This is a genomic window from Pantoea sp. Morm (assembly GCF_016643525.1).
Taxonomy (GTDB): Bacteria; Pseudomonadota; Gammaproteobacteria; order Enterobacterales; family Enterobacteriaceae; genus Pantoea; species Pantoea dispersa.
On record NZ_VOQX01000030.1, the window covers coordinates 36,578 to 54,522 of the forward strand.

Sequence of the window (17,945 nt, forward strand, 5' to 3'; positions counted from 1 at the left end):
CCATGTCTAAATTTTTCATTAACCGCCCTATTTTCGCCTGGGTGCTGGCTATTATCGTGATGATTGCCGGGGGAATCGCGATTATGGGGTTACCCGTGGAGCAATACCCGGACGTTGCGCCAACGGCGGTACAGATCCGCGTGAGCTATCCTGGGGCTGATGCCACCACGCTGCAAAATAGCGTGACGCAGGTGATTGAGCAGAACATGACTGGCCTGGATGGCCTGATGTACATGTCCTCAACCAGTGACTCTTCCGGGACACTGCAACTGACCCTCTCCTTTAAAAACGGCACCGATCCGGATATCGCACAGGTTCAGGTGCAGAATAAGCTCCAGGTCGCCACTCCCCTTCTGCCACAGGAAGTGCAGCAACAAGGGATTACGGTGATGAAATCCTCCAGTACCTTCTTCCTGGTGCCCGGCTTTGTTGACGAAACCGGGCGCATGAGCATGGAAGACATCGCCGACTTCGTGGCATCCACCATTAAAGATCCGATCAGCCGTATTGATGGAGTGGGAGACACGACGCTGTTTGGTTCACAGTACGCGATGCGCATCTGGCTGGATCCCAATAAGCTCAATAACTATCAGCTGACCCCTGTTGATGTCAGCAATGCCCTTAAGGTACAGAACGCGCAAATTGCCGCTGGTCAGCTGGGTGGTGCGCCTGCGATAAAAGGCCAGCAGTTAAATGCGTCCATCATTGCGCAAACCCGCCTCACCTCGCCGGAAGAGTTCGGGAACATTTTGCTGAAGGTCAACAGCGATGGCTCGCAAGTCACACTACATGATGTGGCGCGAATCGAACGCGGCGGCGAGAACTACCAGTTTGTGGTGAAAATAAACGGTAAACCGGCTTCCGCGCTGGGGATCCAGCTTGCCAGCGGGGCAAATGCCATGGATACCGCAAAAGCTATTCGCGCTAAACTGACAGAGCTGGAACCGTATTATCCAGAGGGGTTAAAAGTAGTTTACCCCTATGACACCACACCGTTTATTAGTATCTCTATCCATGAGGTAGTAAAAACGCTTTTTGAAGCAATTATTCTCGTTTTCCTGGTGATGTATCTGTTCCTGCAAAGTTTTCGTGCAACGCTCATTCCGACTATCGCGGTGCCGGTGGTTCTGCTGGGGACGTTCGGCATACTCAGTGCGCTGGGATACTCCATCAATACCCTGACAATGTTCGGGATGGTGCTGGCCATCGGCCTGCTGGTTGATGACGCCATTGTGGTCGTGGAAAACGTTGAACGCGTAATGGCTGAGGAAGGGCTAAAACCCCGCGCTGCAACACGAAAGTCTATGGAGCAGATCCAGGGGGCGTTGGTCGGCATTGCGCTGGTCTTATCGGCAGTGTTTATTCCTATGGCCTTTTTTGGTGGCAGTACGGGGGTTATCTATCGACAGTTCTCCATTACGATTGTCTCGGCGATGGTGCTGTCAGTGCTTGTTGCCCTCACCCTGACGCCTGCGCTTTGCGCCACTATACTGAAGCCGGTAAAGCCCGGTGAGCATGCCAAAGACCGTGGATTTTTTGGCTGGTTTAACCGCCGTTTCGACGCCAGTAGCTCGCATTATTCACGTGCTGTCGGTCGTATGCTGAACGGAACAGGACGCTACTTAATCATATACGGCGTGATTGTCCTGGGTATGGCCTGGCTGTTTGCACGTCTGCCAACCGCATTCTTGCCTTCAGAAGATCAGGGCGTATTGGCTACGCAGGCCGTCCTACCCGCAGGCGCGACTCAGGAGCGTTCTCAGCTTATTCTGGATCAGATTAATGACTGGTATCTCAATAATGAGAAGCAAAACGTTGCTAACGTCCTGACGGTCAATGGTTTTGGGTTCGCCGGTCGCGGGCAGAATATTGGTATTGCCTTTATCGGCCTGAAAGACTGGTCTAAGCGTGAAGGTAGTGAAAACAGCGTTGACGCCATCGCGGCACGCGCTAATAAAGCCTTCTCTAAGCTCATCGATGCGCAAATCGCCGCGTTCAACTTGCCGCCAATTATTGCACTGGGTAACGCAACCGGCTTCGATTTTGAACTGATTGATCGAGCTGGCCTGGGGCATGAAAAACTCATGGAAGCCCGCAATACCCTGCTCCAGATGGCGCAGCAGCACCCTGACGTATTGATGGCCGTAAGGCCGAACGGCATGGAAGATACGCCTCAATATCGGATCAATATCGACCAGCAAAAAGCATCAGCACTGGGCGTTTCTCTGGAGGATATTAACACCACGCTAAGTACCGCCTGGGCAGGAAGTTACGTCAATGACTTTATGGACAGAGGCAGGGTTAAAAAGGTTTATGTGATGAGCGATGCGTCTTGGCGCATGATGCCGGACGATCTCAATAACTGGTACGTTCGCGCCGGTAACGGTAAAATGGTCTCCTTCGCAAGTTTTGCTGACGCTCAGTGGATTTATGGCTCGCCGCGCCTTGAGCGGTTCAATGGTCTGCCATCCCTGGAAATACTTGGACAACCTGCACCGGGTCGAAGCTCAGGCGAAGCTATGGCTCTTATGGAGCAGTTAGCATCGCAGTTACCAAAAGGTATCGGTCACGACTGGACCGGGATGTCATATCAGGAACGCCTGAGTGGTCAGCAGGCTCCGGCTCTTTATGCCCTGTCGTTGATTATCGTTTTCCTGTGTCTGGCAGCGCTGTATGAAAGCTGGTCTATTCCATTTGCTGTGATGCTGGTAGTACCGCTAGGCGTCGTTGGTGCGTTGCTCGCAACGACCTTGCGTGGTCTCAATAACGACGTCTATTTCGTTGTCGGCCTGCTTACAACCATCGGTTTATCGGCGAAGAACGCGATCCTGATCGTTGAATTTGCCAACGACATGATGGTGAAGGAAGGAAAAGGTCTAATTGAAGCGACGCTTGAGGCAGCACATATGCGTCTGCGCCCGATATTAATGACCTCACTGGCCTTTATACTCGGGGTTCTGCCACTGGCATTAAGCCGTGGAGCTGGGTCTGGCGCACAGAATGCCGTTGGGACTGGTGTCATTGGTGGGATGGTCGCGGCAACGCTGCTGGCGATCTACTTTGTGCCAGTGTTCTTTGTCGTTGTACGCCGTCGTTTTACTGGCAAGCGTGTCAATGATGACGAGGATGATGAGTAATCAAAACCACCGGAGCCCCTGCTCCGGTGTTTTTTTCAAGCGGTATAGCGTAGCGCATCAATCATTAAAGCAAAGGCAGGAGGATGCTGATTCCGGCTGGGATAGTAAAGATAATAGCCCGGAAATACCGGGCTGCACTCATGCAATACCTCAATCAATGCTCCTGATTCAAGCTGCTGTTTGACCATATCTTCAGGGACAAACGAAAGCCCAAAGCCTGCTTCTGCCGCATCGATTCTTTCAGAGAGATTATTAAAGGTAAGCTGACCGTCCACCTTCACCTGAAGGGGTTTTCCATCCTTTTCAAATTCCCAATGGTATAGCCCTCCCAGCGTCGGAAGCCGCATGTTAATACAACGGTGACGCTGAAGGTCGTGTGGGGTATCAGGAATACCATAATGTGTAAAATAGTCGGGTGATCCCACCACGACCAGCCTCAGGTCCGGTCCAATGCGTACCGCAACCATATCTTTATCGAGGCTTTCCCCAAGGCGAACGCCCGCATCAAATCGCCCTTCAACGATATTCACAAAGCCATTATCCACCACCAGTTCAACATTAATCTCAGGATACTCGCGCAGGAAAGGTTTAAGTTTCGGCCACACCAGACTTTTCGCCGCATGCTCTCCGGCAGAGATACGGATATTCCCGGCAGCAATGCCATTAAGCTGCACCAGTTGTTCCAGCTCTTGTTCCAGCTCTGTCAGGCGAGGCTCCAGACAGGCGATGATCCTCCCCCCTGCTTCCGTGGGTGCCACGCTGCGCGTGGTGCGGGTCAGCAGACGGATATTAAGCCTGGCCTCCAGCGCCTTAATGGCATGGCTCAGAGCTGACTGGGAAACCCCGATTTTAGCCGCCGCCCGGGTAAAACTTCTCTCCCTCGCCACGGCCAGAAAGAGCTGAAGTTCATTGAAATTTTCTTTAAGCACGCGATTTCCCTTAATGTTTTGGCTAGTAACTTAATCATGAGAAGGGTTCATAGACGCAATCATTTTAGCCCCATTATTCTCAATAATCACAGTTGATACACTTCTTCACAGTGAAATTCTCCAATTGCTCAGCAGGTTTATAATGAAGGTTTTAATTTTCGGTGCGACCGGCAGTATTGGTCGTCATGTTGTAGAAATGTTGATAGAAATGGGACATCAATCGAAAGCACTGGTCCGTTCCCCAAAAAAAAGAAAATTGTTGCCACAGGGAATTGAGATTGTTTATGGCGACGTCTCTGTCCCGGAAACATTGACCGGCATTGGAGATGATATCGATGCCGTTATTTTCACCCTGGGGTCAGATGGATTAGGCCGTATTGGTGCTCGGGCTGTGGACTATGGCGGGGTGAAAAATATTCTTCAACAACTTAAGCATCGGCGAGTCAGAGTTGCGCTGATGACTGCCATCGGCGTGACAGAAAGAGAAGGTTCGTATAACCGCCAGACGGAAGCGCATGACTGGAAACGTCGTGCGGAACGCCTGGTTCGTGCCAGCGGTCACCCCTATACCATCGTCAGGCCTGGTTGGTTTGATTACAACAAACCGAATGAACAAAAAATCGTCATGTTACAGGGAGACAGACGTCATTCAGGCACACCGACCGATGGCGTGATTTCCCGTAAACAAATAGCCAGAGTACTGGTTAGCGCATTAACAGACGATGATGCTAAGAATAAAACGCTTGAACTCATTGCCGAAAAAGGGAAAGAGCAACAGAATCTCACCCCGCTTTTCTCAGCCCTGCAACAGGACCGCGCAGATAAAAACGATGGTATTCATGATTTAAACAACATGCCCATGGACTCAGAGCCTGAGTGCGTTATTCGCGATCTTAATGCAATGACGCAATAAGATAAATATAAAAAAGGCGGTATATTCTACCGCCTTTTTTAATTACACCTTCAATGAAGCCATATCGATCACAAAGCGATATTTTACATCACTCTTTAGCATCCGCTGCCAGGCCGTGTTAATATCCGAAATATTAATCAACTCAATATCAGACGTTATCTGATGCTCTGCACAGAAATCGATCATTTCCTGTGTCTCCGCAATCCCACCAATGACCGAGCCAGCCACCGATTTTCGCCCTAAAATCAGCGGCGCGCTGTTAAGCATCGGATTCAAGTCTCCCAGATACCCCACAAGCACCAGTGTTCCGCTCAGCGCCAGCGTCGGAATATAGGGATTCAGATCATGCACATAAGGAACCGTATCGATAATCAAATCAAACTGGTTATGCGCGCCCTGCATCTGCTTTTCATCGGTTGAAATAACAATATGCGATGCCCCCAGACGGCGGGCGTCGGCCTCTTTATTCGGCGAACGACTGAATAACGTGACTTCTGCGCCCAGCGCTTTGGCTAATTTAATCGCCATATGCCCCAGGCCTCCTAACCCAACGACCGCGACTTTGCTGCCCGGGCCAACATTCCAGTGACGAAGCGGTGACCAGGTGGTGATGCCCGCACACAGCAGTGGAGCTGCACCTTTTAAGTCCAGCGTTTCAGGCACTTTGATGACGAATTTTTCAGTGACAACAATCTTGTCCGAATAGCCACCATAGGTTGGCATATGGTCATGCCTGTCAGTATCGTTATAGGTTAAGGTATTACCCTCTTCGCAGTACTGCTCCAGCCCTTGCTCACAGGGTTTACAATGCTGGCAGGAGTCCACCATGCAGCCCACACCGGCATAATCACCCACACGGAATTTGGTCACCGCCTTGCCAACCTGACTGACACGGCCAATGATTTCATGACCCGGCACCATCGGATATTTTGCTCCACCCCAGTCATTAAACGCATTGTGGATGTCTGAGTGACAAACGCCGCTATATAAAATCTCGATGACCACATCGTTATCGCGCGGGTCGCGGCGGACAAAATTGTGCGGAACTAAATCCTCTTTTGCGGCAAAAGCGGCATAACCTTTCACATTTAAGGTCATCTTTGAATCTCCGAATAAGAAGTGAAGCGACATCATGGCCACACAGCGGCCGTCATGTCGTGGGAAGAGTAAGAGGGTTTATTTCGGGCGTAATTCGCCATATTTGTAAGACGCTGTAGCGCCACCATCAATCAGCAGATCGCTGCCGGTGACGTAGGTACCATTAGGCCCAAACAAAAACTCTGCCAGCGCGCCAATTTCATCCGGTGTGCCGCCCCGGCCTGCGGGAGATTTATCCAGCATATTGCGGTAAAACGCGCCACGTTCTGCGCTGTTAAGCTCGTCATAGGCCAGCGGCGTAAAAATGATCCCGGCGCTGATGCAGTTAATTCGTGCGCCACGCTTGCCCCACGTCACCGCTTCAGACATCACGCGCAGCGCATTGCAACGCTTGGAAATCTGGTAGGCGTAAAGGCTGTCTTCAATATCTTTCACCAGCGGTAGCTCAAGCAGGTCTTCCGGCGGTAACGTTGCCAGTTCATCCGCCTGGGCCTGAGTCAACGCATCAACGGCTAAGCGATGGCTGGACTGCGAGCCAATCACCACGCAGGAGCCGCCGCGCGCAATCACCTTGCCAAACTCCTCAAAAAGCACGGCGGTGCCGTACAAATCGACCCGGAGAAGATCCTGTGCTTTGGCCTGTGAAGGGGAAAGCCCGGCCGTATGAATAACGCCTTTAATCTCACCTAATGCACAGGCTGACTTCACCAGTGCCTGAACCGACTGGCGAGAGCTAACATCGACCGTCGTTGTGCTTACCTCAAAACCCGCACGAGAGAGCGTATTTTCAGCCTGCTGTGCATTTTCTGTTTTGATATCAGCCAGAAGAATATGTTTTCCGACGCTGACGCGTCGCGCAATGGCCTGTGCGATAGAGCCACTACCTATAACAACAATGACATCTTTCATTTTTATCACTCTTTCATGGTGCTAACTGAAAAAGCATAGCGGCTGAACAAGTGGCGGTTAAGGCTGTCAATGAACTTAACCTTATGAACTTAATTCATAAATTAAACGCCTTTGGTACAGAGATATTAGTCCAAACGCTTCAGAACACGAGCTGGTGATCCACCGACAACAACATTCGGTTCCACATCTTTAGTCACCACAGCCCCGCCAGCAATAACGGCGTTCTCACCTACGGTTACGCCAGGCAGGATAAGCGCCCGGGCACCGATCCATACATTACGTTTGATATGAATCGGTTTGCACAGCAGGGTAAAACGATCGTCAAAATCATGATTGGTGGTTGTCAGCGTAACCTGAGGGCCTATCTGGACATCGTCTTCAATGATAATCCCGCCAGCAGACATCATGGTGCAATTATGGTTAATGAATACATTTTTTCCGACCTGAACCTGGCGACCAAAATCGATATAGACAGGCGGTAAAATCTGGCTGGTACTCTCCATTTCCCGACCAAAAAGTGCGGTAAATAACGGATGCAAAGAGCCGTCCAAAAACGCATATTCTACACGATTAATTGACGCATTAATTGACCATGACTGGCTCATATCCTGAATAGCTTCACGGTATTCTGGAGACCGCATGTTGACCGGTGCGCCAGTGGATAACTTCTGGTATAACGCTGAATTTGACATATATCTTCCTTTTGCAAAGAGGGATTTGCTTGCTTCGGAAAGGCATTATGCTTTTGCATTAACAACAAATCCATGGATTGTTTTTGCTTTCAGTATTCCAATTTTTGATATAATAGTTTCCTAAACATAGCAAAGGACATTTACAAATGCTGGATAAACTCGATGCGTTGAGGATTTTTTGTATAGCGGCAGAAACGTTGAAATTTCGAGAAACAGCGAACCGGCTTGGGCTTGCACCTCAGATGGTAACACGGGCTATTGCTGAGCTTGAGCAACAATTAGGAGAAATACTGTTCCTCCGTAATACCCGGCAAATGACGTTAACCCCTTTCGGACAGCAACTCTGGCCAAAAGCCGAGTTGCTTCTTGCAGAAAGCGAGTCTTTGTTCACTAGTGGAAAGAAACATAATAGCCAGGATATGACCGGACGCGTGCGAGTCACATTACCGCCGCTTTTTGAAAATCAGGATATTGTTCGTCACTTGCTGCGTTCACTTGGGCCTTACCCTGATCTCACGATTGAATGGCTTCCCACAGATGCGCATCTTAATATCATAGATGAGCAAATCGATATTGGCATAAGAATAGGCACTATTCCGGATAATCGATTTATCGTCAAATGCATTAGACCTGTAGGAATTCGTATTGTTGCCGCTCCAGAGTTAATTAACCAGTTGGGAATGCCAGATTCTTTAAGAACTCTGCAATATGAGTATCCTCTCAGCGCATTGAGTAACAGTAATTCAGGCCGTGTATGGCCATGGCAGTTTGAGGATGGCAGCTCTTTTTTCCCAGCAAAACCTAAATTTATCGCCAGTGACATTGGCAGTGAACTTGCTGCGGCGCTGGCAGGCAGAACCTGCAGCCAGCTTCCTGATATCACGGTCCGACCCTATTTACAGCGAGGTGAGTTGATTGATATTTATCCAGAGTTAAATTATTCCCCATACCATCTATATATTTTTCGACCACACCAACCCCTGATCCCTTTACGTATTCGGGTTGTCTTCGATAACCTAATAAAAATCCTAAATAATCTTTTCAAAGAATAGCTAAATTTTGGTTTATAACAAATATAAATATGATATTTCCACCTATTTAGAAGATGAAAATTTGCGTTAATATTTAAGTATGGGTTATTTTGAAAATGAAAATTGTTCTATCCAGAACGAAAAACAGGTCGGCAACGCACTGAGACAAAGCAGTATCCCGCATAACGAACTATTGTTACCACTAAACTATGGTCGTAGGATACGAATTATAAGGGTGCTAAAGAGCAGTTTGAGCGTTCATTTAACAGACAGCAGATCGACTACGTTGATTTGTACCTAATTCATTATCCTTACGATGATGTTCATGGTGCGTGGCGCACCATAACAGAGTTGCAACAGGCTGGCAAAATTCCCGCTTTTTGTGTCAATCCGGAGGACTTCGAACAGGCCCCATCGTGAGGACAGAATTTGTCTATGGGCGTGGGGGCAGTTCACCATTTTATTTCGGATGGCTGTAAATCTCGGGCATTAATGTTCAAGTAAAATAGAGCCGGAACTCCGCTGCACGAAATATGTGTATTGAATTGGAAGTGAAATACAGTGTCATTGATGTTTATTTTTTTCGGTCTGCAGACCGGTTTTACAAGGCATATATATTCCACGATTGTTGCAGCTATACCTGAACTTGCCAGCCAAGGTTATAGCTTAAAGCTTATCAGTTCAACTGCATCATCGAACAGTTTGATCAATTGCCGCTTTCCATCTGTCGCCACCCATGTACGGATCACAACCCTTAATATCGAAAAAATAACTGCTGGATAAAGGTCAAGGGAGATTAATGATGTTTCTGGAGAAGTTGCTCGTTCAGAGAGGACCTGAGACACTTTTTTTGCGAGTTCTGCAGACATTTCATGCTTACGCGCACTAATTGCCGATGATGAAGCAATCACTCGCTCAATTGTAAGATAAAACTCTGCTTGCTTCTCATACAATTGCAAAAGTTCACGTGCACATGCAAGTAAACTTAAATGTGCATGTTCATCTGTTGGTCGCTGGTGAAGACATGATAAAAAAATTGTCATCCCTTCTTCAACCCAACTAACGATAATGTCTTCCTTTGTCGGAAAATATCGCAAAATAGTTCTGGGTGAAATATCGATTGCTTCAGCAATTTGATTAATGGTAGTGTTCTGAAAACCCTGGCTATCAATTAGTTCTAGTGCTGATTCCAATATTTTACGACGCGTTCTATCTTTCTTTTTTTCTCTTAAGCTCATTTAAATTACCAGAGAGATGTCAGGTAGTTTTGCATTAACACCTGAGTGTGCAACATCCAAAAACTACGTTAAGGGTAGGCGATTTCAGCAACCCAATCATCATATGGAGTACTGTATAGTTGCCAAAATGCCTGTGCAACGCCCATACTCCACGCTAAATCAGCTCCATTCGAAGCAGAAGCAGTAACTGTACAAATATGTATCCCTTTAATTTTGAAGTCATCAAATAGTCCCAATGCAAGCGTTCTAAGTCCTGCTTTGCCAACGCTAAGAGAAATATATTCAGGCACCGGAATAATGCCAAATTTACCGCCAGTAAGCAATATTGTACCTTTTCGCTGAGCCAGCATCAAAGGGAGAACACTCTGAATTGCAACCATAGCCCCAGCAATATTGACGGAAAGATCAGATAGAAAAGTATCGGCGGGCTGCTCTGTGATGTTTGACTGCCGTAAAGCAGCGGCATTATAATGCAGAACATCAATAAAACCATACTGTTGAATCACTCTTGCTAGCAATCTTTTAATACTTTCTGTATCAGAAGCATCCACGTCCATGAAAGCACTTACCCGTCTCTTTTTTTGAGATGTTTGTACATAATGTTCCAGTTGTTCAGGGTTACGAGAACTAAGAACAGTATTAAAACCTTCAGTAGAAAAACGATCAGCAGTGGCAAGGCCAATGCCAGGCCCTGTCCCAATACTCAAAAATGTTTTCATTGTTATCTCAGATCAAATGAGTAATATGGCCAGCTTGTTAAGGCTGACCATGAAGATAAAATTACAGCGCAGCAAAAGAATCAGCAGTGTCAGGACAGCGATTAAGGTCGCGGTGAAGCAGCATCAAGCAGTTTGAATTCCTCATCGCTTAACACAACACCGGCACCGGCAACATTCTCTTCAAGATGAGCAACCTGGCTCGTACCCGGAATCGGTAGCATTACCGGGCTACGTTTAAGCATCCAGGCTAATGCGATTTGACCTGGCGTTACCCCTTTAGCTTTGGCTATCATATCAATGATACCGCCTGATTTGGCAAGCTCACCCGAGGCTAGGGGGAACCACGGAATGAAACCGATGTTGTTTTCTTCACAGTAATCGAGCACATTTTCATCATCACGAGTCACCAGATTGTACATATTTTGTACCGTCGCAACGGGGAAATACTTCTGAGCTTCTTTAATCTGGGCGACAGTCACCTGGCTTAAACCAGCATGTCGAATTAAACCACTATCAATCATATCCCTAATAAAACCAAACTGTTCCGCCTCTGGTACTTTTGGATCAACCCGATGCAACTGCCACAAGTCAATTTGCTCAACTTTTAAACGGCGCATACTCATGCGTACAGCCTGACCAAGATAGGCAGGATCACCAATTATGGGCCACTGGCCATCTGTCAGTCCCGGGCGCACAAGACCACCTTTAGTCGCAATGATCAGGTCTTTTCTGTATGGGTAAAGCGCTTCCGCAATCAATTCTTCGCTGACAAAAGGACCATAGCAGTCCGCAGTATCAATAAAATTAATTCCAAGTTCTGGTGCACGTCTAAGGACACGAAGCGCTTCATCACGATCTTCTGGTTCCCCATAAAAACCCGGGCCGGTAATACGCATTGCGCCGTAACCCAGTCTGTTAATGGTTAGATCTCCGCCAATCTTGAATTGGCCGGAAAAACTTGCATCAATCTTTTCCATTCTCAAATCCTGCTTATTGTGGTTTTAACATCAGTTTAGACAAAGCTTAGGCATAACTAGTGAAGTTAGTTATTAGACAGTCGGCTATTAATTCAATTAATTATCAATACATTAGCTTCTATCTACATAGTTAAATAGTTCTTCATGCATACCTGAGTACATATCCTTGGTTACCAAGATTGTTCCTGTCATAACAATTTTCCGTCACTAGGTGACATTTGTCAATTGGTGACAGTTAATGATGAGGATTTGAGACCAGATCTGATGGTTTTAGATTAAGTGTAAGCTCCTGGTAAGAAGCCGACAGCGCATATCCCGATGTATCCGACAAAGTCGACCTCTGTCAAAATGTAATAATAATCAAAGGGTAAGGTATTCCTAAAAATGTGGCTTCCAGCATACTTAAAGGTTGCCCTAATTATGCTCCTGAGCAGGTTGCCACCTCCTGCGAACCCGGGATAGGCATCCGAAAACTTGAGTAACAGTACTGTTCTTCCCGGTATCGAAGTTAATACCTTCAATAAATCCATCACACTGGATGACTTTCTCCCAGATGCACTTCCCTCTCTCACACACAACTCGTTTGTATAATGTTGCGTGGTGCGAGGGACATCTGCTCCCGCAGCGACCGGAAACATCTCTGCCGTCAAACAGAGAGCGAGGGACGCTGCCAGACCCTGCATTTTTTTCTCTATTTTCATACAGATTTCCTGATACAGGAACGCCCGATTCCTGTCTGTGAATACGTCATGCCAACGAACAGCGAAAAACGGCCCCTGTACGGAGCCGTTAGCATGGTAAAACAGGTTATGACAGGTTACCGGCGTAAACCTGTGTCTGGCCGCCGTCGATGGTAAGATTTATACCGTTGATAAAACTGCTGGCGTCGGATGCCAGGAAAACGACGCCGTCCCCGATCTCATCAGCACGAACAACATGTCCGACGGGGATCTCCGCTGCACATTTGGCGGCGAAGGCTTCAACCTCCTCCGGGGTCATACCCTGCACGGTTTCATAGCCTTCAGTCGGGATAGCACCTGGACTGATAACATTCACGCGGATATTGCGTGTCTTGAGCTCAGTGGTCCAGACTCGCGCCATGCCGATAACTGCCGCTTTGGTCGCGGCGTAAGTCGTGTATTCCGGCAGACCAATAAAGGCGGTCATGGAGGACGTCAGAATGATTGAACCGCCAGCATTCATAATGGGCAGCATGGCTTGTACGGTGAATAACTGCCCCTTAAGGTTGACGTTCAGCATGTTGTCGAAAAACTCTTCGCTCACGTCCTCTAGTTTCTTGCCTATGTAGTAGCCGGCATTAGAGAAAATGATGTCCAGATGACCTTTTTCCAGCTGAATGACTGAGGCGACATTCACCATACCTTCCTTGCGGGAGACATCGGCAACGATGGCACGGGCATTTGGGCCAATCTGTTTAATCGCCTCATCCAGGACGTCCTGGCGGCGGCCTACTATATAGACAAAAGCACCTTCTTCAGCAAGGCGCTTTGCGCCCCCCAGACCGAGTTCCGTTCCGCCACCCGTGACCAGTGCCACCTTACCTTTTAACGTTTAACCGACATAAATATTCCTCTGTTTGTAATACAGGTGGCTTACGCGATAGTCTGCACGACGCTCATGCAGGAGAGATCGATGGTGTCTTTTATTTTCTCTCCGAGGGCCAGATGATCAGGGGCGCGCATATAGCGCTCCCAGTCCTCCCGGGAATCGAACTCGGCAATCAGCACCACTGCTTGGGTTTCTGACCAGTCGAGTGTCTTTTCAACGCTGAAGGCTTTGATCCTCGGGACGATGGAGGGCAATTGGCTAAGGATGTCCACTACAGCAGACAGCTCGGCCTCAGTCTTACCTGGATATGTTTTGCCTATGAAAATATGTTTCAACGTTCGGGGCTCCTTCAGGAATTTTTCAGCGTAGACATGTCAATAGAGAAACGATATTTGACGTCACCCTTTTCCAGGCGGACATAAGCTTCATTAATCTCCTGTATGCCGATGACTTCCACATCGGATGTGATGTTGTGCTGACCGCAGAAATCAAGCATTTCCTGCGTTTCAGCAATCCCGCCAATAAGTGACCCGGACATGCTACGGCCTCCAAAAATAAGGCTGTAGGCTGAGACATCAATTTTGTCAGCAGAAGCGCCAACCAGCGTCAGATTACCTTCCGGATGCAGCATATTGAGGTAAACATTCAGATCATGTGGAGCGGATACGGTATCGAGAATAAAATCAAACGTACCGGTGTGAGTCTGCATCTCTTCCGGGTTTCGTGACACCACTACTTCATGAGCACCAACACGGAGTGCATCTTCTTTCTTGGATGGAGATGTGGTGAAGAGAACCACATGTGCGCCCAGGGCGCGGGCAAATTTTACGCCCATATGTCCTAATCCGCCCAGACCCACGATACCCACTTTCTGACCGGCCTTTACACCCCAGCGACGGATAGGGGAATAGGCAGTGATGCCCGCACATACCAGCGGAGCAACACCTGCCAGAGCGAGATTTTCCGGTACCTGAAGAACAAAATGCTCATCCACCACAATGCTTTCGGCATAACCACCGTAGGTCACCGGAGCAGTACCGTAATTATCCGGTGAGTTATACGTCAGCACCTTGGTAGGGGAATACTGTTCACGATTCGCTTTACAATGAGGGCAGGTTGGATCGGCATCGACCAGGCAACCCACAGCGACAATATCGCCAGCCTTGTGTTTTGTCACCGCCGTGCCCACCGAGATAACCCGGCCTACAATTTCATGACCCGGAACAATCGGGTAAATGGTTGGCATGGCGCTGCCGAACTCATCACGCACATGGTGAATGTCAGAGTGGCAAACCCCGCAGAACAGAATATCAATCCGGACATCGTGCTCATTCGGATCACGACGCGGGATCGATAACGGTGCAAGTGGGGATGTTGCGGACGTGGCCGCATAAGCTTTGGTTACGTACATTCTTTGCTCCCGGTTGATCCCGGCCATAAGTGCCGGGAAGTGCGACTACTATAGGGAGCTAATTATCAACATAATAGACAGGAAAGAATTGAAGCTGTTGCAAGTATTAATTGATAATGATGTTAGTTATCCTGATAGGGAAAGGCATCATGCTGACAAAAGACATTCGCGCGATAGATATATTGGCGAAAGCTGTTGAATTGGGCAGCCTGCGCCAGGCCGCTCTCGCAAAAGGGGTGACCTCACAAGCCGCCAGCCAGACACTCGCTCAACTTGAAGACTCACTGGGGGTGCGCCTTTTGCACCGCACAACTCGTAGCCTATCTCTGACAGAGGAGGGCAGGCAACTGCTGGAAGCCACACAACCGGCACTGGCGGTACTGGACCGCGCCCTTACGCGTGCACGGCAGGCAAAGGACGAGATTGCCGGTCCGTTGCGTATTGTTGGTCCCCGCTCGGCCTTCACACCGGTTTTATGGCCAGTCATTGACGAATACTGCCGGCGCTACCCGGACGTTCAGCCAGAAGTGCAGCTTGATGACAACGTGGGGGACTGGGTTCTTGATCGAGTGGACGTGGGGTTTCGGTTTGGTTCTCCGCCTGCAGAGGGGCTTATCGCACGCCCGCTGTTCCGTGCGCAACTGATTATCTGTGCATCACCGTCATACCTCCGTGCGCATGGTGTACCCCGTTCGCTGGAGGAACTGGCGTACCATCGCTGCAGCGTCTTTCGCCATCCGGGAACGGATGCAATATTTCCCTGGTACGTAAATATAGGGGGAGAAATCCAGACACGAGAGTTTCCTCCAACAGTGGCAACAAACAGCACAGACATAGAAGTTGAGGCCACGCTGACCGGACAGGTCATCGCACAGCTCTCATCATTGTCCTCAGCTGCGCTGATACGCGCAGGCCGTCTTGTGCCCTTACTAACAGAGCATGTGGCCAGCCACCTTCATCTGTACGCTTACTACGGGAGCCGCAAAGCGCAGCCGCTGCGGGTCAGAAAATTTATCGAGCTCGCCGTCGAACGGTTAACGGACAACCGGGAGCTGACTCTGACTACAGATGAACTGCAGACGTATTCTGCTGAAAGGCTGAACCAGTAAGTGACATGTACGGAAACGCCCTTTGTGAAAACAAGCCGGGATTCAGATTCATAACCCAGTCAGATATGTCCGCTCCTGGCTGTGAGTTCAATGGATCAATGCAACGCTATCCTTAATCAAGGGGGACGTTGCCATGAAACGAAGAACTCGGATTAACTACACGCCAGAGCAGAAGGCGATTATCTGGGACAGGTATCGGCCTGGAGCCCCTTATACGGTCAAATGTTCCTGCCCTGACCCGACACCGACTGAACTGGACAAAAGCAAACTACCTGCGGGCTGAAACTATAACCAGTGCGAATGCCAGACTGGTTGATTTTCAGGCAGCACTGCCACTGGCACAGGTCTGGGGTGGCGGAGAAGTGGCCTCTGCAGACGGAATGCGCTTTGTTACGCCGGTCAGAACAATCAATGCCGGACCGAACCGCAAATACTTTGGCCATCACAGGGGGATCACCTGGTACAATTTTATGTCCGATCAATATTCCGGTTTCATGGCATTGTTATACCGGGGACGCTGAGAGATTCTATCTTTGTGCTGGAAGGCCTTCTTGAACAGGAGACAGGGCTGAATCCCACCGAAATTATGACCGATACCGCTGGGGCCAGCGATCTTGTCTTTGGTCTTTTCTGGCTTCTGGGGTAACCGCGTTGGTGAGTTACTGCCGTGGCGCGCCACCCTGTCCGGGGAATAATCTCCGGGTCATCCTGTCAATACGGTTCTGACTGTACGCTTACGTATATCTTCAGATTATGAGCAAATTAACTGTAATAACTCCCCTTACTGGTGACAGGTACATTGAAGGAAAAGGAGTGTAAGGGCCCGGGCCAGATCCGGTTCTGTCTTTTTTCGGATCTTCGATAAAAAGAGACAAATAAGAATTTGTGATGCATATACATATGCCCTACATCTGCATATACTTAACATATGCATATGCTTTACATCTGCATGTACAGTGAATATGCTTTATCTATGCAGCGTTGTACTGCCACAAAAAAATAGCCGGTATCGGCACAGTGTCGGAAATCCGACCGGAAGGAGTAACCATGAGAACCGTATCCATTTTTAAAAACGGCAACAATCGCGCCATTCGTCTTCCTCGTGACATGGATTTTGAAGGAGTGAGCGAACTCGAAATCATCCGGGAAGGGGACAACATCATCCTGCGTCCCGCCCGGCCGACCTGGAGCTCATACCTGGAACTCGAAAAGGCCGATCCAGACTTTATGGCAGAGCGCGAAGAGGTTGTCGGCGACGAAGGACGATTTAATCTGTGAACACAACCTATATGCTGGATACCTGTATCTGCTCGTTCATCATGCGCGAGCAGCCGGAAGCCGTACTGAAGCGCCTGGAGCAGGCAGTGCTGCGCGGCCACCGCATCGTGGTGTCGGCCATCACCTACTCAGAGATGCGCTTCGGCGCCACCGGCCCGAAGGCCTTGCCGCGACACGCACAGCTGGTTGACGCGTTCTGCGCCCGGCTCGATGCCGTCCTGCCCTGGGATCGCGCCGCGGTGGATGCCACCACGGAGATTAAAGTGGCGCTGCGCCAGGCCGGGACACCGATCGGCCCGAACGATACGGCGATTGCCGGGCACGCCATCGCGGCCGGCGCCATCCTGGTGACGAATAATACACGGGAGTTTGAGCGGGTGCGGGGGCTGGCGCTGGAAGACTGGGTTAAATAAAAAGAAGCACCTTGAGGTAACGAGGGTCCGCTTTGTGCCAGAAGTGGACGTTGCCAATACTCAGGTACGTTAGCGTCACCTACGTTATGACAAGCCGTAGCCATTTTTCGTGAGTTCGCAGCAGGTTTAAAGAAGGTCAGTGCGATCCCCTCGTGTCGTGGGATGCGAAATCACAATAAATTCCACGGGAGACTCCGTGTCGTTTCTGGCTTGATGTTTTGCCCCCGGGGGAATCTCTAATCCTTGCAGGGGCTTAATATCGTGCATTTCACCCTCTAACTCCATAGATAAAACACCATTGAGGACAAAGAAAAACTGTCTTGAGATGGAGTGCCAGTGTCGGTTGAATTGAATCGCCACGGCTTTAACAGACACCTCGGAGTCATTTAAGATGGCTTAAAGAGAGGTGCCCATGAGCGGTAAACGTTATCCCGAAGAGTTTAAAATTGAAGCAGTCAAACAGGTTATTGGTCGCGGTCATTCTGTTTCCAGCGTTGCAACACGTCTCGATATCACCACCCA

Annotated in this window: 18 protein-coding genes and 3 pseudogenes; 9 read left to right on the top strand and 12 right to left on the bottom strand. The window is 49.1% G+C overall.

The window, feature by feature from the left end; all coding sequences use genetic code 11:
• Nucleotides 1-2: 2 nt before the first annotated feature.
• Complete coding sequence (locus tag FT726_RS12565; RefSeq protein WP_346302876.1) at nucleotides 3-3,137, top strand: efflux RND transporter permease subunit; 3,135 nt, start codon at nucleotides 3-5, stop codon at nucleotides 3,135-3,137.
• 35 nt (nucleotides 3,138-3,172) lie between these two features.
• Here the strand turns inward: FT726_RS12565 and FT726_RS12570 are convergent, their stop codons facing one another.
• Nucleotides 3,173-4,066: a LysR family transcriptional regulator gene (locus tag FT726_RS12570; RefSeq protein WP_346302877.1), complete on the bottom strand. Its 894-nt coding sequence runs from the start codon at nucleotides 4,064-4,066 to the stop codon at nucleotides 3,173-3,175.
• Between the two features lie 142 nt (nucleotides 4,067-4,208).
• Here FT726_RS12570 and FT726_RS12575 point away from each other — a divergent pair, with 142 nt between their 5' ends.
• Entirely contained in the window at nucleotides 4,209-4,979 is a 771-nt protein-coding gene (locus FT726_RS12575; protein WP_346302878.1) for an SDR family oxidoreductase, read from the top strand.
• Nucleotides 4,980-5,021: 42 nt separating this feature from the next.
• Here FT726_RS12575 and FT726_RS12580 read toward each other — a convergent pair whose 3' ends face one another.
• The 3 genes from FT726_RS12580 to FT726_RS12590 all read right to left on the bottom strand — a co-directional run bounded on the left by FT726_RS12580 (nucleotide 5,022) and on the right by FT726_RS12590 (nucleotide 7,678).
• Nucleotides 5,022-6,077 carry an NAD(P)-dependent alcohol dehydrogenase gene (locus FT726_RS12580; protein ID WP_346302879.1) on the bottom strand — a complete coding sequence of 352 codons (1,056 nt, stop codon included), beginning with the start codon at nucleotides 6,075-6,077 and terminating at the stop codon, nucleotides 5,022-5,024.
• Nucleotides 6,078-6,155: 78 nt separating this feature from the next.
• Nucleotides 6,156-6,986, bottom strand: a complete 831-nt coding sequence (locus FT726_RS12585; RefSeq protein ID WP_346302880.1) for an SDR family oxidoreductase — start codon at nucleotides 6,984-6,986, stop codon at nucleotides 6,156-6,158.
• Between the two features lie 125 nt (nucleotides 6,987-7,111).
• Nucleotides 7,112-7,678: a DapH/DapD/GlmU-related protein gene (locus FT726_RS12590; protein WP_346302881.1), complete on the bottom strand. Its 567-nt coding sequence runs from the start codon at nucleotides 7,676-7,678 to the stop codon at nucleotides 7,112-7,114.
• 146 nt (nucleotides 7,679-7,824) lie between these two features.
• Between FT726_RS12590 and FT726_RS12595 the strand changes: the two genes are divergently transcribed.
• Both FT726_RS12595 and FT726_RS12600 read left to right on the top strand, forming a co-directional pair.
• Nucleotides 7,825-8,730 (top strand): LysR family transcriptional regulator, encoded by a 906-nt coding sequence (locus FT726_RS12595; RefSeq protein WP_346302882.1) that lies wholly within the window; start codon nucleotides 7,825-7,827, stop codon nucleotides 8,728-8,730.
• Nucleotides 8,731-8,836: 106 nt separating this feature from the next.
• Nucleotides 8,837-9,099, top strand: a pseudogene (locus FT726_RS12600) (aldo/keto reductase); the annotation flags it as partial.
• A gap of 269 nt (nucleotides 9,100-9,368) precedes the next feature.
• Here the strand turns inward: FT726_RS12600 and FT726_RS12605 are convergent.
• From FT726_RS12605 to FT726_RS12635, 7 genes are all read right to left on the bottom strand, one after another.
• Nucleotides 9,369-9,947, bottom strand: a complete 579-nt coding sequence (locus FT726_RS12605) for a TetR/AcrR family transcriptional regulator (protein ID WP_346302883.1) — start codon at nucleotides 9,945-9,947, stop codon at nucleotides 9,369-9,371.
• 68 nt (nucleotides 9,948-10,015) lie between these two features.
• Nucleotides 10,016-10,666, bottom strand: a complete 651-nt coding sequence (locus tag FT726_RS12610; protein WP_346302884.1) for an SDR family NAD(P)-dependent oxidoreductase — start codon at nucleotides 10,664-10,666, stop codon at nucleotides 10,016-10,018.
• Between the two features lie 101 nt (nucleotides 10,667-10,767).
• On the bottom strand, nucleotides 10,768-11,643 hold the full coding sequence (locus tag FT726_RS12615) for an aldo/keto reductase (protein WP_346302885.1): 876 nt from the start codon (nucleotides 11,641-11,643) through the stop codon (nucleotides 10,768-10,770).
• 275 nt (nucleotides 11,644-11,918) lie between these two features.
• Nucleotides 11,919-12,344, bottom strand: a complete 426-nt coding sequence (locus FT726_RS12620; RefSeq protein WP_346302886.1) for a hypothetical protein — start codon at nucleotides 12,342-12,344, stop codon at nucleotides 11,919-11,921.
• A 106-nt stretch (nucleotides 12,345-12,450) separates the two neighbouring features.
• Nucleotides 12,451-13,200, bottom strand: a complete 750-nt coding sequence (locus FT726_RS12625) for an SDR family oxidoreductase (protein WP_346302887.1) — start codon at nucleotides 13,198-13,200, stop codon at nucleotides 12,451-12,453.
• A gap of 56 nt (nucleotides 13,201-13,256) precedes the next feature.
• Nucleotides 13,257-13,547 (bottom strand): Dabb family protein, encoded by a 291-nt coding sequence (locus FT726_RS12630; protein ID WP_346302888.1) that lies wholly within the window; start codon nucleotides 13,545-13,547, stop codon nucleotides 13,257-13,259.
• A 14-nt stretch (nucleotides 13,548-13,561) separates the two neighbouring features.
• Nucleotides 13,562-14,623 carry an NAD(P)-dependent alcohol dehydrogenase gene (locus FT726_RS12635; protein ID WP_346302889.1) on the bottom strand — a complete coding sequence of 354 codons (1,062 nt, stop codon included), beginning with the start codon at nucleotides 14,621-14,623 and terminating at the stop codon, nucleotides 13,562-13,564.
• Between the two features lie 149 nt (nucleotides 14,624-14,772).
• Here FT726_RS12635 and FT726_RS12640 point away from each other — a divergent pair, with 149 nt between their 5' ends.
• The 4 genes and pseudogenes from FT726_RS12640 to FT726_RS12655 all read left to right on the top strand — a co-directional run bounded on the left by FT726_RS12640 (nucleotide 14,773) and on the right by FT726_RS12655 (nucleotide 17,423).
• On the top strand, nucleotides 14,773-15,732 hold the full coding sequence (locus tag FT726_RS12640) for a LysR family transcriptional regulator (RefSeq protein ID WP_346302890.1): 960 nt from the start codon (nucleotides 14,773-14,775) through the stop codon (nucleotides 15,730-15,732).
• 233 nt (nucleotides 15,733-15,965) lie between these two features.
• Nucleotides 15,966-16,378, top strand: a pseudogene (locus FT726_RS12645) (Tn3 family transposase).
• A gap of 401 nt (nucleotides 16,379-16,779) precedes the next feature.
• A complete protein-coding gene (vapB, locus tag FT726_RS12650; RefSeq protein WP_346302891.1) occupies nucleotides 16,780-17,010 on the top strand; it encodes a type II toxin-antitoxin system VapB family antitoxin in 231 nt (76 codons plus the stop codon).
• Nucleotides 17,007-17,423 (top strand): type II toxin-antitoxin system VapC family toxin, encoded by a 417-nt coding sequence (locus FT726_RS12655; protein WP_346302892.1) that lies wholly within the window; start codon nucleotides 17,007-17,009, stop codon nucleotides 17,421-17,423. The genes vapB and FT726_RS12655 overlap by 4 nt, the downstream gene beginning before the upstream one ends.
• Before the next feature lie 126 nt (nucleotides 17,424-17,549).
• Here the strand turns inward: FT726_RS12655 and FT726_RS12660 are convergent.
• Nucleotides 17,550-17,774: pseudogene (locus tag FT726_RS12660) on the bottom strand (cupin domain-containing protein); the annotation flags it as partial.
• 61 nt (nucleotides 17,775-17,835) lie between these two features.
• On the opposite strand from FT726_RS12660, the gene FT726_RS12665 reads away from it, so the two are divergent.
• Nucleotides 17,836-17,945, top strand: a 110-nt coding sequence (locus tag FT726_RS12665) for a transposase (protein WP_346302815.1), incomplete at its 3' end; no start/stop codon positions are given.